Origin of the sequence: Leifsonia shinshuensis (assembly GCF_031456835.1) — a bacterium.
GTDB classification, from domain to species: domain Bacteria; phylum Actinomycetota; class Actinomycetes; order Actinomycetales; family Microbacteriaceae; genus Leifsonia; species Leifsonia shinshuensis_C.
In genome coordinates this window covers 1547653-1561473 of sequence record NZ_JAVDVK010000001.1, presented here as the reverse complement: position 1 = coordinate 1561473, position 13821 = coordinate 1547653, and the positions used below count along the sequence as shown (strand labels likewise).

Genomic DNA, 13821 nt, shown 5'->3' with positions numbered 1-13821 from the left:
CAGTCGTTCCCGGAGGGCGCAGTCGCGGCCAAGCGCCGCCGCGGCGCCGCGCATGGGTTTCAATGGAGGGATGACCGACTCCGCTCTTCCGGCCGCCGACCGCATCCCGGACCTCCGCTCCGACCTGCTCGCTGCGGGCCTCTCCGTCGACGCGTTGACGCGGCTGTGGGGCGAGGAGGCGGCCGAGGCGCTGCACCGGGGGCAGCGCGTCCCGGCCGAGCGGGCGCTGGCCCGCCGCGAGCCGTCCGCCCTCGCGACGCTGGCCCGCCTGTTCGTGCTCGGCCTGCCGGTCGCCGCCGACGCGGCCGCCGCCGCACTGCCGGCGTTCGGCGTCGACGGAGCGGTCGCGCTGGGGCTCGTCACCTCGGACGATGCGTCCGGCACGATCTCCGCAGCCGTCGACCTGCGCCCGTACGGCTTCGTGGATGCGGCCGGTCCCGCCGAGTGGTGGATCGTCTCCGACCTGGGCGAGCTGGCCCTCGGCCACGCCCTGCCCGAGGACCACGTGCTCGGCGTCGGCGGCGCCTCCCTGACCCTGAGCGGCCTCATGCTGCAGGCGCCGGTTGAGAGCGCACTCGACCTCGGCACGGGATGCGGCATCCAGGCGATGCACGCCGCCCGCCACGCCCGCCGGGTGGTCGCCACCGACATCTCGCCGCGGGCGCTCCGGATCGCCGCGCTCAACCTGGCGCTGAACGAGATCGGCGGGGTGGAGCTGCGCCTCGGCAGCATGTTCGAGCCGGTCGCGGGGGAGCGGTTCGACCACATCGTGTCCAACCCGCCGTTCGTCATCACGCCGCGAAGCGACGGCGTTCCCGCCTACGAGTACCGCGACGGCGGGATGGTCGGCGACGGGCTTGTGGCGTCGTTCGTGAGTGGATGCGCGGAGCACCTGACCCGCGGCGGAGTCGCGCAGCTGCTGGGCAACTGGGAGTACCGCGGAACGGGGGACGGGCTGCTGCGCGTCCGCGACTGGGTGGACGCGTCGCCGGAGCCGCTCGACGCGTGGGTGATCGAGCGCGACGTGGAGGATGCGGTGCGCTACGCCGAGACGTGGATCCGCGACGGCGGCACGCGTCCGGGATCGCCGGAGTTCGAGCGGCTGCTCGCCGCGTGGCTGGACGACTTCGACAGCCGGGACGTGCGGTCGGTCGGCTTCGGCTACCTGCTGCTGCGCCGGGTGGAGGGCACGCCGACGCTGCGCCGGTTCGAGCGGCTGCACGGGTCGCTCGGCGCCAACGAGGCCGGTCTCGGCGTGCACCTCGGGGAGGCGCTGGCCGCGCACGACCTGCAGGCGGCGCTCACGGACGACGAACTGCTGCGGCTGCGCCCGGTGGTCTCGGGCGACGTGACGGAGGAGCGTCACCTGTGGCCGGGCGCCGACGCGCCCACCGCGATCCTGCTGCGGCAGGGCGGCGGCTTCGGCCGCGCGGTCGCGGCCGACACGGGCCTGGCGGCCCTGGTCGGTGCGTCCGACGGTGAGCTGAGCGTCGGCGCGATCGTCGCCGCGCTGGCGCAGCTGCTCGAGGTGGACGAGGACGCCCTGCGCGCCGACCTCCTCCCCGCCGTGCGCGGCATGCTGGTCGACGGCTTCCTGCGCGCCTGAGCCGCGCATCCAGCCCGCAGCCCCCCGGCCGCGCTGCGCGCATCCGCCCCCACCACGTCCGCCCAGGCAACGAGGCGTCGCAACGCGCCGTTATCCCGGGCACATAACGGCGTGTTGCGACCCCTTCATGGCGCGCGCGGTCGCCGTCAGGCGCGCGGGACGGGCACGAGCGTGACGTCGCCGAGCCGGCCGTCGGTGAGCTCGACGGTCAGGTACGTGCCGACCGGCTGCCGGCGCCGGTCGGTCGGCGAGCCGGGGTTGAGCAGCCGCATCCCGCGCGGCGTCACGGTGTCCCAGGGGATGTGCGAGTGCCCGAACACGAGGACGTCCGTGTCCGGGAAGTCCCGGTCGCACCGCGCCTCGCGCCCCGTCGCCGGCCCCGTCTCGTGTACGACGGAGAAGCGGAGGCCGCCCAGCGACACATGCGCGACCTCCGGCAGCCGCCGCCGGAGCTCCGGTCCGTCGTTGTTGCCGTAGACGCCGACCAGCCGCTTCGACCGCTGCTCCAGCAGGTCGAGCGTGGCCGCATCCACCCAGTCGCCGGCGTGCACGACGACGTCCGCCGCATCCACCGCGGCCAGCACCTGGTCGGGCAGCGAGCGCGCGCGCTTCGGGATGTGCGTGTCGGAGATCAGGAGGAGCCTCACGAACGCACACAGTATGCGAAGCACGGATACGGGGCTAGGTTCGCGTCATGCAGCTACGGAATCTCGGAAACAGCGGAACGATCGTGTCGGAGTTCGCCCTCGGCACCATGACCTTCGGCGCGGAGGCCGACGAGCAGACCTCGCACGCCATCCTGGAGCGCTACCTGGACGGCGGGGGCAACTTCCTCGACACGGCCGACGTCTACACCGCCGGTGCGTCCGAGTCGATCATCGGACGCTGGCTGTCGCGCAACCCCGGCCGCCGCGACGGCGTCGTGATCGCGACCAAGGGCCGATTCCCGATGGGCGGCGGACCCAACGACCTCGGCCTCTCGCGGGCGCACCTGCGCACCGCGCTGGACGCGTCCCTCCGTCGTCTCGGTGTCGAGCACATCGACCTCTACCAGATGCACGCGTGGGATGCGCTCACGCCGATCGAGGAGACGCTGCGGTTCCTCGACGACGCGATCAGCGCGGGCAAGATCTCGTACTACGGCTTCTCGAACTACCTCGGCTGGCAGCTCACGAAGGCCGTGCACGTGGCCCGCGCCCACGGCTGGGCGCCGCCGGTGACGCTGCAGCCGCAGTACAGTCTGATCGTGCGCGGCATCGAGCACGAGGTGGTGCCGGCGGCGCTGGATGCGGGGATCGGCCTGCTGCCCTGGTCGCCGCTCGCGGGCGGCTGGCTGAGCGGCAAGTACCGCCGGGATGAGCCGCCGACGGGCGCGACCCGCCTGGGCGAGAACCCGACCCGGGGCATGGAGGCGTGGGAGGCGCGCAACGCCGACCCGCGCACGTGGGAGATCATCGACGCCGTCAACGCGGTCGCGGAGGAGACCGGCGCCTCGGCGTCGCAGGTGTCGCTGGCGTGGCTGAGCGGGCGTCCCGCCGTGACGTCCGTCATCCTGGGCGCCCGCACGGTCGAGCAGCTCGAGGACAACCTGGGAGCCGCCGACGTCCACCTGTCGGACGAGCAACGCGCCCGCCTCGACGACGCCAGCACGCCGCGGACCGACATCTACCCGTACGGGGAGCAGGCGGTGCAGCAGCGGCACCGCAAGCGGGAGGGCGGCCGGTAACCCGCCCGTTTCTCACACCTCCGCGCGCCGCTCCGCGAGCGCATCCACCTCGGCGATGAGCTCGCGGGCGGCCGCGATCACCGCCTCCTCGGACGTGCGCAGCCCGACGACGACGTCCGTCGTGCCGGTCCCTTCCGAGAGCATCCGCAGCACCGCGATGCGCAGGTCGACCGTGCCGCCCGGGATGCGGTGACCGCTCATCGAGACGGCGTTCGACGCGAAGGCGATGGCGGTCCACTCGTCGGCGTCGGCGGTGGTGTCCTCGGCGAGGCCGGCCAGCCAGGCGGCGAGGTCGCGCGCCTCCGCGGTGGTCAGGCAGGCTTCGGAGAGCGTCCAGCGGCGGGCGTCGTCGTGCACGACGGCGTCGACCACGATGCGGCGGCCATCGTCGTGCTCGCCACCGCCATCCTCCCGGGCCGCCGGGCGCAGCTCCACCGAGCGCGTGCCCCCCTCGTCCTGAAGCTTCACGATGCCGGCGGCACCACCGTCAGCACGCGCTCGATGTACTCGAAGAAGGCGTTCATGTAGCCGCGCAGGAACTCCTCGGTGCCCGGGTCGGTGACGGTGCCGTCCTCCTCGATGAGGCCGGGGCGCATCCAGATGTAGGCCTCCGGCGCGTTCATCTGCGGCGCCTGGAGGAAGCTCAGGATGCTGCGCAGGTGCTGCTGCCCGACCGCGGTGCCGATCTGTCCGGGCGAGGCTCCGATCACGGCGGTCGCCTTGCGGGCGATGACGTTCTCGCCGTACGGGCGGCTGGCCCAGTCGATCGCGTTCTTCAGGGCGCCCGGGATGGAGCGGTTGTACTCCGGCGTGATGAAGAGCAGCGCATCCTGCCGGGCGATCAGGGCCTTGAAGTCGCGCGCCTCGGGCGGGAAGTCCCCGTCGAGGTCGCGGTTGTATAGCGGCAGCCCGCCGATCGGGATCTCGGTGAAGGTGAGCTCGGAGGGCGCGAGCCGGAGGAGGGCGCGGGAGAGCGTCCGGTTGACCGACTGCGTGGACAGGCTGCCCACGAAGTAGCCGACCGCGTACGGGGGCTGGAGTTCGTTGATCGTCGCCATGGGCACCATGCTGCCCCCGCGCTCGCGGCCCGTGAAGCCCCTTAAGCGTCCTCGCGTCTTAGGTGCCCGGCGGGCGGCCGGAATAGGGCATCCTCCCGATGTCCGGGGGATGCCTTAGCGAGCAGTCTGAAGTCATCGCCGGGCAGAGTGCGCGGCGGATGCAGGAGGGGAGCGATCATGCTGCTGGAGGAGTTCGTGGACATGCGGGTGCGGGCCGGCGAGACGGCGCGCACCGAGACCGAACGGGGACGGCGTGCGCGCGCTGCGGAGCAGGCCGGGGGACGGGACGGCGCGCGGGTCCACCACCTGTGGGAGCGTGTGCGCCGGGCTCGTGTCGCGGCCGCGGACGCGTCGGCGGCCGCCCCGCAGAGGGAGCTCGCCCACGCCTCCCGCTGACCCGTCGCAGCCGGCCCGGTCCGGCCCGTCTGCCCCGAGCGAAGCGGGGCGCGGGGCTGGTCCGGATGTCGGTGGCTCGTGGCACGATGAAGCCATGCGAGCAGCGACGTCGAGCCTCACCCTGATCGGGCGCGAACCCGATCTGGAGGCTCTGCGCGCCGAGGCGGCGGCGGCCGCGGCGGGGGAGCCGCGCGCCGTCGTCATCGGCGGGGAGGCGGGCATCGGCAAGTCGCGCCTGCTCGAGGATTTCCTCGCCGGCCAGGAGTCCACCGCCACCGTGCTGCTCGGCCGGTGCGTCGACCTGGGCGCCGACGGAGCGCCGTACGCTCCGTTCGCGGCGGTGCTGCGGAGACTCGTCCAGGTGGCCGGGCTCGACCGCGTCCTCGAGATCGCCGGCTCCAGTGCGGGCGTCCTGCCCGCGCTGCTGCCCGAGCTGGCCGACGAGTCGGCGGTCCCGCCGCGCACCGGGGCCGAGCGGCTCTATGAGCTCGTGACCGAACTGCTGGAGAAACTGTCCGCCGAGCGCCTTGTCATCCTGGCGATCGAAGACCTCCAGTGGGCCGACCGGTCCACGCTCGAACTGCTGCGGTTCATCATCCGCATGGGCGAACGCGGTCGCCTCCTGGTCGTGCTGACCTATCGGAGCGAGGAGGTGCCGCGCGGGCACGTCCTCCGTTCGTGGCTTCCCGAGCTCGAACGCACCCGGCGGGTGACGCGCTGGGAACTGCCCCGTCTGGGCAGGGAGCAGGTCGCTCAGCTGGTCGAACAGCTGCTCGGCCGAACGCCCGACGACGGCTCGCTGGAGCGCGTGACCGAGCTGAGCGAGGGAGTGCCCTTCTTCGTGGAAGAGCTGGTGGGCATCGACGGCCTGCGCTCCGGAGACGACCTGCCTGAGACGCTGCGGGAGCTGGTGCTCGCGCGGTTCGAGCGCCTGAGCGAGCCTGCGCAGCGGCTGCTGCGGGTGCTCGCCGCAGGCGGCGTCTGCGTCACGCACGACCTGCTCGCCGCGGTGTTCGAGGGCACGCCCGAGCAGCTGGATGCCGCCGCACGCGAGGCGGTCACCGCGAACATCCTGGCGGCCGACTCCACCGAGTACTCCTTCCGTCACGCACTGGTGCGGGAGGCCATCCACGCCGACCTGCTTCCGGGCGAACGGACGCGGTTCCACACCCGTTACGCGGAGGCGCTGGAGGCGTCGCCGCAGTGCTCGGCGGTGCAGCTCTCCGCGCACTGGCTGGCCGCCCACGACGTTCGGCGCGCGTTCATCGCCTCGCTGGAGGCGATGGAGGAGGCGAAGCGCTCCTACGCCTACGCGACGGCGGCGGCGATGGGCGACCGCGTGCTCGAGCTGTGGGACAGCGTCCCGGATGCGGAGGAGCTGAGCGGCCGCGACCGCATCGCCGTCATCGCCCGCACGGCGTCGGCGCTGCGCAACGCGGGCAACAACGACCGCGCCCTGGCGCTCGTCGACGTCGCGCTCGCGGAGGCGGACGGGCTCGCGCCCTCGCGGCACGCGCGCCTGCTGCGCGACAAGGCGCAGTACCTGGCAAATCTCAACCGTCCCGGAGGCACGGAACTGCTGGAGCGTGCTCTCGCGCTGGTGCCGCCGCAGGCCGTGCCCTCGGGCGATCCGCTGAGGCCGCACCTGCTCACCGAGCTGGCGGCTCTGCGGATGCTAGCGGGCGACTTCGAGGCCGCGATCGAGACGGCGCGGGCTGCGCTCGCGGAGGCGGAGACCGCCGCGCCGCCGATGCGCTCGGTCGCGCACAACATCCTCGCGTCCTCTCTCGTCGCCTCGGACCGGCTCGACGAGGGGTTCGCGGAGTTCGAGCTCGCCGGATCTCTTGCCGCCGGGGACGCGGGGGCGACGCTGCGCTACGCCGTGAACGCGTCCGACGCGCTGAATTCGGTCGGCCGCTACGCCGACGCGGTGCGGCTGGCCCAGTCCGGCGTCGCCCGCGCACGTGAGCGCGGAGTGGAGCGCACCTCGGGCATCTGGCTCGCGGCGAACACGGCCGAGCCGCTCATCGCCCTCGGCGAGTTCGAGCGGGCAGAGGACCTGCTGCGCGTGGCGCTCGGCTTCGACGACCGCGCCGGGCTGTGCGCGCAACTGCAGCGCGCCCGCCTCTGGGTGTGGCACGGCGAGCCGGGGCGGGCGGACGAGCTGCTGCGCCGGTTCCGCACGCCGCTGCGGGCCCTGGCCGAGCTGGAGCAGCAGACCCGACTCTCCCTCGCGCGCGTGGCGGGGGAGACCGCGATCGCCCTCGGCGACTACGAGCGTGCGTGGGCCGAGACGCACGGGCTCGGGGAGCCGCCGTTCCGGCGTATGCCCGGCTACGACCTCCCGGTGCTCGTCAACGCCGCGCGGGCCCTGGCCGAGCTCGCGACCCAGGACGGAGGGAGCTCGGTCGTCGAGGTCGCCGGAGCCGCGCTCGACGTGGACTCCGAGGCGGATCGGCTGGAGGCCGTGCTGGACGACCTGCGCGGCTGGCCGACCGCGGACGCCTGGGCGCCGCTGGCCGACGCGGAGCTCGCGACCGCCCGGGCCGCCGTCTCCGGCGTGGCCGACCGCGGGGAGCGCTACGCCGATGCCGAGGAGGCGTGGCGGGTCGCGGCGGACGCGGGCGCTCTCGCGGTTGCACCCGTCCACGTTCGCCCGTACGCCCTGCTGCGGGGCGCCCGCGTCGCGCTCGCCGCCGGCGACCGTGAGCGCGCGGCGGGATTGATCGCCGAAGGCCGGGCTCTCGCCGAGGCTTCCGGAATCCGGCTGCTCGTGGAGGCCGCCGACGCGCTCGGCGCGCAGCCCGCGCTGCGGTCGGCGCCCGTCGCGGCCGCACACGGCGCACCACTGACCGAGCGCGAGGAGCAGGTGCTCGCCCTGATCGAGCAGGGACTCAGCAACAAGCAGATCGGCGAACGGCTCTACATCAGCGCCAAGACGGCGAGCGTGCACGTGTCCAGCATCCTGCGCAAGGTCGGCGCGTCCAGCCGGACGGAGGCGGTGTACCTGGCGGCGCGGTCGTCAAGCTGAGCGGACGCGTCGAGCTGTGCCGGCGCTCGGTCGCCCGGGCGGCTCAGCTCTCGACCGCGACGGCGCAGCGGATGCACAGCTCCGCGGTCGGTCGCGCACGAAGGCGGTCGACGCCGATGGAACGGCCGCACCGCAGGCAGGTGCCGTAGGTTCCGCGCCGGATGCGCTCGAGGGCCGCATCCACCGCCACGATGTCGTGCGCGGCATCCGACCGCAGCGCCTGCAGCCGGCTCCACTCCGACGACAGCGTCGGCCCTTCCGGGTCGTGCTCGTCGTCGGCGGTCGACTCCGACCGCGACGCCAGCAGAACCCCGAGCGACTCCGCCATCCGCTGCGCCTCGGCGACATCGCCGTCGCGCCGGTCCCGCAGCAGAGCCTTCAACTCCTGCAGCTCGGCGGCGGTCAGAGCGTCGTCGTCGACCCTCGTCACCTCGAGCTCCTCCGTCCTCGCATCGTTCACGAGCACACCCCTTCCGATCCCCCGATCGTGCCTTCCCGACCGGGTCAGCGTACGCCTCGCCGCCGGAAACCGGGGCAGCGACGCGCGTAGGCTCAGCGGGTGCCCTCCTTCCGCGTGATCGTCGCCGTCGGCCGTCTGCGACCGGGCGTCGACCCGCGTTCGGTGGAGCCGGCAGCGGCCGACGCGGCGCGCGAACTCGCCGTCGTGGAAGCCAGCAGCGTCGACGTCGTCGCCGGCGAGGCGCGCATCACCGTGCGGTTCACCGAGGACGGCGTACCCGGGGCGCTGCGCGTCGCCGAGCACACCGTGGCGCGGCTCGGCGCCGTGGCGGAGACAGGCGGCTGGCGGCTCACGGAGCGCGTCGGCGGACGGTGGTTCCGGCGCGCCTGAGCGCGCGTCCGCGGCGCGGTCTTCACCGCCTCAAGCGGCCGCGGGCAGCGACTCCTCGATCAGGTCGATGATGGCCGGGTCGTCCGGCTCCGTCTGCGGACGGAACCGGTACACGGCGCCGTCGGGCGTGATGACGAACTTCTCGAAGTTCCACTTCACGCGGCCCGCCTTGCCGTCCTCGTCCGGCGTCTTCGTGAGCTCCTGGTAGAGCGGATGCGCGTTGCGCCCGTTCAGCCGCACCTTCTCCATCATCGGGAACGTGACGCCCCACGTGGTGGAGCAGTACTCCTTGATGGCGTCGGTCGAGCTCAACTCCTGCAGGAACTGGTTGCTGGGGAAGCCCACGACCGTGAACCCGCGGTCACCGTACTCCTTCTGCAGCTGCTCGAGCTTCTCGTACTGCGGGGCGAGCCCGCAGCGGGAGGCGACATTGACGACGAGGATCACCTTGCCCGCGAATGCGGACAGGCTGGTCGGCGCGCCATCGATGGTTTGGAAGGGGATGTCCATCACGGTCATGATCGCGAGCGTATTGCGGAAGGCTCCGAACCGGCTCGGAGTCCGGCGCGGCGGCAGGGGGCGTCGCTCCCTCAGCACTCGATGACGTTGACCGCGAGGCCGCCTTCGCTCGTCTCCTTGTACTTGGTGGACATGTCGATGCCGGTCTGACGCATCGTCTCGATCACCGTGTCCAGCGACACCAGGTGCCGGCCGTCGCCGTGCAACGCCAGCCGGGCGGCGGAGACAGCGGTGGACGAGGCGATCGCGTTCCGCTCGATGCACGGGATCTGCACCAGGCCGCCGACCGGGTCGCACGTCAGTCCGAGGTGGTGCTCCATCGCGATCTCGGCGGCGTTCTCCACTTGTCGCGGCGTCCCGCCGAGCACCGCGCAGAGGGCGCCCGCAGCCATCGCGCAGGCCGAGCCGACCTCCGCTTGGCAGCCTCCCTCGGCGCCCGAGATGGACGCGTTCGCCTTGAAGAGCGAGCCGATGGCTGTCGCGGTGAGCAGGTACTGGCGGATGCCCTCGGCCGACGCCCCGGGGACGAAGCGCAGGTAGTAGTGGGCGACGGCCGGCACGATGCCCGCCGCGCCGTTCGTGGGTGCCGTGACCACACGGCCGCCCGAGGCGTTCTCCTCGTTGACCGCGAGCGCGAAGGCGTGAAGCCACTCCAGGGCGGTCGCGCGGCCCGGGTCGTCCTGCACCGACTCCAGGTGCTCGCGCATCGCGGCGGCACGCCGACGGACACCGAGTCCGCCGGGCAAGGTCCCGTCACCCGCGAGTCCCCGGGCGACGCACTCGGCCATCGCCTCCCAGATCAGGTCCAGCCGCTCTCGGGTCGCGTCGGCGCCGTGCAGCGCGATCTCGTTGCGGCGCGCGACCTCGCAGATCGGGATGCCGTCCCGCTCGCAGATCGCCAGGAGCTCCTCGGCGGTGCCGTACGGGAGCGGGTGCGACTTGCGCGCGGCGAGCGCGGCCTCCTCACCGTCGCGGCGGATGAACCCGCCGCCGATGGAGTAGTACGTCTCCTCGAGCAGGGGGAGCGGCGACCGCTCGCCCGACTCCGACCGGCCCCACGCGCGCAGGGTCAGCGCGTTCGGGTGGCCGGGCAGGCGGGTCCGCGGCTCGAAGGCGATGTCGTCCTTTGCCAGCGGGATGCTGCGAGCGCCGGCCAGCAGCAGGGTCGCGCCCGGCTGCAGGTCGGACCAGGCGCCGCGGACGTCGTCCGGGCGGCAGCTCTCGGGCTGCAGCCCGCGCAGGCCGGCGATGACGGCGTCCGGGGTCCCGTGGCCGATGCCGGTGGAGCCGAGCGACCCGTACAGCGTGCAGGTGACCTGGTCGACGCGGTCGAGCATCCCCTCGTCCTGCAGGCGGGAGGCGAACGCCGCGGCGGCCCGGAGCGGTCCGACGGTGTGCGAACTCGAGGGACCGATGCCGATCGAGAACAGGTCGAAGGCCGAGACGTACGCTGTCACTTCTCCAGTGTATGTCGCCCGGAGCGACGCTTTCCCGCGTCCCCGCGCGCATCCGCGCACGGATCGTGCGCGGGCGTCGCCCGTGGTGCGCGCGTCCGTCCCGGGGGCGGGGCGCGATTCGTGCAGTGTGCTCGCTTTCGTGTCGGGGGTGTTGCGCGATTCGTGCAGCGTGCCCGTTTTCGTGTCGGGGGTGCTGCGACATTCGTGCCGAATGTCGCTTCTGAGGCGCGCGGAGGCGACATTCGGCACGAATGTCGGCCCGCGAAACCTCGCCCCGGCGCGTGGCGGGCGCGCGATTTGTGCCAAATCGCGGTTATGGGGCGGCCACAACCGAGATTTGGCACAATTCTCGGCCCCGCGTCCCGGCGCCGCGCGACGCGCATCGCGCGCCGCGACGGGCGACCGCGCGACCCGCCGCCCACGCGGAAGCGGCCGCCGCATCCCTCCGCAGGATGCGACGGCCGCCGTCGGGGGACCGGCGCGCCGGTCAGGCCTTCCGCATGTAGGCGCGCACGGTGAGCGGGGCGAACACCGCGACGATCACGGCGGCGCCGGCGAGGGCGATCCAGCCGTCCGAGCCGAACGTTCCGTTGTTCGCGAGGTCGCGGACCGCGGTGACGAGGTGCGACACCGGGTTGACGTTCACGAACCACTGCAGCCAGCTCGGGAGGGTGTCCACCGGCACGAAGGCGTTCGAGAAGAACGTCAGCGGGAACAGCACGAGGAACGAGATCCCCTGCACCGACCCGGCCGTGCGGGCGATGACGCCGAAGAAGGCGAAGATCCAGCTGATCGCCCAGGCGCAGGCGATGACGAGCAGCCCGGCCAGCACGACGAACCCGAGACCGGCCGCCGGGTGGTAGCCCATCAGGAAGCCGACCACGAAGGTGATCGTCGTCGCGATCGTGTAGCGCAGGGTGTCCGCGAGCAGGGCGCCCGACAGCGGCGCGATGCGGGCGATGGGCAGCGACTTGAAGCGGTCGAACACGCCCTTGTCCATGTCCTCCCGCAGCTGGACGCCGGTCACGACCGAGGTCGTGATGACGGTCTGCACGAGGATGCCCGGGATCAGCGCGGGCAGGTACGACTGGACGTCCCCGGCGATCGCGCCGCCGAACAGGTACGCGAACATGACGGTGAAGATGATCGGCTGGAGCGTCACATCCATCAGCTGCTCGGGCGTCCGCTTGATCTTCAGCAGCCCGCGGTGGGCCATGGTGACCGTGTTGGCGAGCGTCTGCCGGAGGCTGACGTGGTTCTTCAGGTTGCGCTCGGACGGCGCGGTGATGGTGGCGATGGCGGTCATGCGCGGATCCCTTCGACGGCGGCGCCGTCCTCTTCCTCGGCGGGCTGCTCGTCCGGCTGCTCCTCCTCGACACCGTGACCGGTGAGGGTGAGGAAGACCTCGTCGAGCGTGGGCTTCTGCACGGACATCTCCTGCAGGTGGATGCCGGCCTCGCGGAACGTGACGAAGAGGTCGGTGACGGCGTCCGCATCCCGCATCGGGGCGGTGATGCGGGAGCCTTCGGGCGACACCACCGCATCCACGCCGAGGACGGTCTGGATGGCGCGGCGCGCGTCCTCGATGTCGGCCGGGTCGGTGAGGCGCAGCTGCAGCGAGGACTCGCCCACCGACGCCTTGAGCTCGTCGGCGGTGCCCTCAGCCACGACGCGGCCGCGGTCGATGACCGCGATGCGGTCGGCGAGCTGGTCGGCCTCGTCGAGGTACTGCGTGGTGAGCAGCACGGTGGAGCCGGTGGAGACGAGGCGGCGGATGGTGTCCCACATCTGGGAGCGGGTGCGCGGGTCGAGCCCGGTGGTGGGCTCGTCGAGGAAGATCAGCGGCGGCTGGGCGATCAGGCTGGCCGCGAGGTCGAGCCGACGGCGCATGCCGCCGGAGAACTTCTTCAGCGGACGCTTCGCCGCCTCGGTCAGCCCGAACTCCTCGAGCAGCTCGGCGGTCTTCCGCTTGGCCTCGCGGCCGCTCAGGCCGAGCAGGCGGGAGAAGATGATGAGGTTCTCGTTCGCCGAGAGGGTCTCGTCGACGGACGCGAACTGGGCGGTCACGCCGATCAGCTGGCGCACGACCTGCTGCTCCCGGCGGATGTCGTGGCCGAAGATGAACGCGTCGCCCGCGTCCGGCTTCAGCAGGGTGGCGAGCATGGAGATCGTGGTGGTCTTGCCGGCGCCGTTCGGTCCGAGGACGCCGTAGACGGTCCCGGCGCGGACGGTGAGGTCGACGCCGTCGACCGCGCGGTTGTCGCCGAAGACCTTGACGAGCCCGTGGGCTTCGACGGCCCATTCGGAACTGCGAGTCATGGTGATCCTTTCCTGGTGGGAATGGTGATGCTCCGATGGTGCCGACCCGCGCTTACACCGCCCTCACGTGCCGCTTACAGCGGGGGAGGGCGGATGTAAGCGGATGTGAGCGGGCGTCAGGCGGCGCGTAGTGCGCGGGCGAGCACGGCATCCCGGTCGACGCCCGCGAGCCTCAGGGCGCGAGGGACGGTGCCCAGCTCCAGGCCGAAGAGGGCGGCCAGGAGGTCCACCTCGGCCGCGCGCTGACGGCGGCGGGCGACGGTGACGCGATGCGCGCGCACCAGGGCCTCCTTGGCGGAGGCGCCCCAGCGGGGTCGCGCGACGCGGGGTGCCGCGGCGAGACGTTCCTCGCTCGGCGGCGTCACGCCGGCGACCCGCAGGCTGGCGGCGCGTTCGGCGGCGAGCACGGCGACCAGCCCCTCGTGGTCGAGTCCCGCCTCGGCGAGGGCGGCGCGGACCTGCGTCCCGCCGTCGGCGGACAGCGCGAGCAGCAGGTGCTCCGCCTCCACGAGTGGGGCGCCTCGGCGCTGCGCCTCGGCGACGGCGCTCAGGACGACCGGGCGGAGCGCCCGCGACACGAGCTGGCCGGGGAGGTCGGCGGCGGGATGCGACTGCTCAGACATTTCGTCTCCTCAGGTCGACGCCGGCCGCGGCCACCCGGCGCAGATGCTTCTTGTGGACCGCCTGCCGCGTGATGCCGAGCGCGTCGGCGATCTGGGTCCAGCTCCAGCCCTCGCGGAGGGCGCGTTCGACCTCGGCGTCTTCGAGGCGGTCGGCGAGCTCGCGCAGGGCGACCACCGCGGCGAGCCCGTCGGCGACGCCTCCGACCGGGTCGGGGAACGGTGCTTTCGGAGTCATG

General features: G+C 72.9%; 15 protein-coding genes. 5 read left to right on the top strand and 10 right to left on the bottom strand.

Features of this window, described 5'->3' with window-relative positions; genetic code table 11:
- Nucleotides 1-70: 70 nt before the first annotated feature.
- Nucleotides 71-1606, top strand: coding sequence for a DUF7059 domain-containing protein (locus J2W45_RS07590; RefSeq protein WP_310130416.1), 1536 nt, complete (start codon nt 71-73; stop codon nt 1604-1606).
- A 146-nt stretch (nt 1607-1752) separates the two neighbouring features.
- Here J2W45_RS07590 and J2W45_RS07585 read toward each other — a convergent pair whose 3' ends face one another.
- The gene (locus J2W45_RS07585; protein ID WP_310130415.1) at nt 1753-2253 is read right to left on the bottom strand and encodes a metallophosphoesterase family protein; all 501 of its coding nucleotides are present in this window, start codon (nt 2251-2253) and stop codon (nt 1753-1755) included.
- A 47-nt stretch (nt 2254-2300) separates the two neighbouring features.
- Here J2W45_RS07585 and J2W45_RS07580 point away from each other — a divergent pair, with 47 nt between their 5' ends.
- The gene (locus tag J2W45_RS07580) at nt 2301-3332 is read left to right on the top strand and encodes an aldo/keto reductase (RefSeq protein ID WP_310130413.1); all 1032 of its coding nucleotides are present in this window, start codon (nt 2301-2303) and stop codon (nt 3330-3332) included.
- A gap of 12 nt (nt 3333-3344) precedes the next feature.
- On the opposite strand, the gene J2W45_RS07575 is transcribed toward J2W45_RS07580, so the two are convergent.
- Nucleotides 3345-3800 (bottom strand): WapI family immunity protein, encoded by a 456-nt coding sequence (locus J2W45_RS07575; RefSeq protein ID WP_310130411.1) that lies wholly within the window; start codon nt 3798-3800, stop codon nt 3345-3347.
- Nucleotides 3797-4399 carry an NADPH-dependent FMN reductase gene (locus J2W45_RS07570; protein ID WP_310130408.1) on the bottom strand — a complete coding sequence of 201 codons (603 nt, stop codon included), beginning with the start codon at nt 4397-4399 and terminating at the stop codon, nt 3797-3799. Before J2W45_RS07570 ends, J2W45_RS07575 begins: the two co-directional genes overlap by 4 nt.
- 168 nt (nt 4400-4567) lie before the next feature.
- On the opposite strand from J2W45_RS07570, the gene J2W45_RS07565 reads away from it, so the two are divergent.
- The gene (locus J2W45_RS07565) at nt 4568-4786 is read left to right on the top strand and encodes a hypothetical protein (protein WP_310130406.1); all 219 of its coding nucleotides are present in this window, start codon (nt 4568-4570) and stop codon (nt 4784-4786) included.
- Nucleotides 4787-4880: 94 nt separating this feature from the next.
- Nucleotides 4881-7817, top strand: a complete 2937-nt coding sequence (locus J2W45_RS07560; protein WP_310130400.1) for a helix-turn-helix transcriptional regulator — start codon at nt 4881-4883, stop codon at nt 7815-7817.
- Nucleotides 7818-7860: 43 nt separating this feature from the next.
- Here the strand turns inward: J2W45_RS07560 and J2W45_RS07555 are convergent, their stop codons facing one another.
- Nucleotides 7861-8277 carry a TraR/DksA family transcriptional regulator gene (locus J2W45_RS07555; protein ID WP_310130397.1) on the bottom strand — a complete coding sequence of 139 codons (417 nt, stop codon included), beginning with the start codon at nt 8275-8277 and terminating at the stop codon, nt 7861-7863.
- A 99-nt stretch (nt 8278-8376) separates the two neighbouring features.
- Between J2W45_RS07555 and J2W45_RS07550 the strand changes: the two genes are divergently transcribed.
- Complete coding sequence (locus J2W45_RS07550; RefSeq protein ID WP_310130395.1) at nt 8377-8667, top strand: hypothetical protein; 291 nt, start codon at nt 8377-8379, stop codon at nt 8665-8667.
- A gap of 30 nt (nt 8668-8697) precedes the next feature.
- Here J2W45_RS07550 and J2W45_RS07545 read toward each other — a convergent pair whose 3' ends face one another.
- The 6 genes from J2W45_RS07545 to J2W45_RS07520 form a co-directional block, all read right to left on the bottom strand.
- Nucleotides 8698-9186 (bottom strand): glutathione peroxidase, encoded by a 489-nt coding sequence (locus J2W45_RS07545; protein ID WP_310130394.1) that lies wholly within the window; start codon nt 9184-9186, stop codon nt 8698-8700.
- A 71-nt stretch (nt 9187-9257) separates the two neighbouring features.
- Entirely contained in the window at nt 9258-10643 is a 1386-nt protein-coding gene (locus tag J2W45_RS07540; RefSeq protein ID WP_310130391.1) for an L-serine ammonia-lyase, read from the bottom strand.
- Nucleotides 10644-11130: 487 nt separating this feature from the next.
- Nucleotides 11131-11949, bottom strand: coding sequence for an ABC transporter permease (locus J2W45_RS07535; protein ID WP_310130388.1), 819 nt, complete (start codon nt 11947-11949; stop codon nt 11131-11133).
- Nucleotides 11946-12962 carry an ATP-binding cassette domain-containing protein gene (locus J2W45_RS07530; RefSeq protein WP_310130385.1) on the bottom strand — a complete coding sequence of 339 codons (1017 nt, stop codon included), beginning with the start codon at nt 12960-12962 and terminating at the stop codon, nt 11946-11948. Before J2W45_RS07530 ends, J2W45_RS07535 begins: the two co-directional genes overlap by 4 nt.
- A gap of 116 nt (nt 12963-13078) precedes the next feature.
- Entirely contained in the window at nt 13079-13585 is a 507-nt protein-coding gene (locus J2W45_RS07525; protein ID WP_310130383.1) for a Clp protease N-terminal domain-containing protein, read from the bottom strand.
- Nucleotides 13578-13820, bottom strand: a complete 243-nt coding sequence (locus tag J2W45_RS07520) for a helix-turn-helix domain-containing protein (RefSeq protein ID WP_310130380.1) — start codon at nt 13818-13820, stop codon at nt 13578-13580. The genes J2W45_RS07525 and J2W45_RS07520 overlap by 8 nt, the downstream gene beginning before the upstream one ends.
- Nucleotide 13821: the final 1 nt, after the last annotated feature.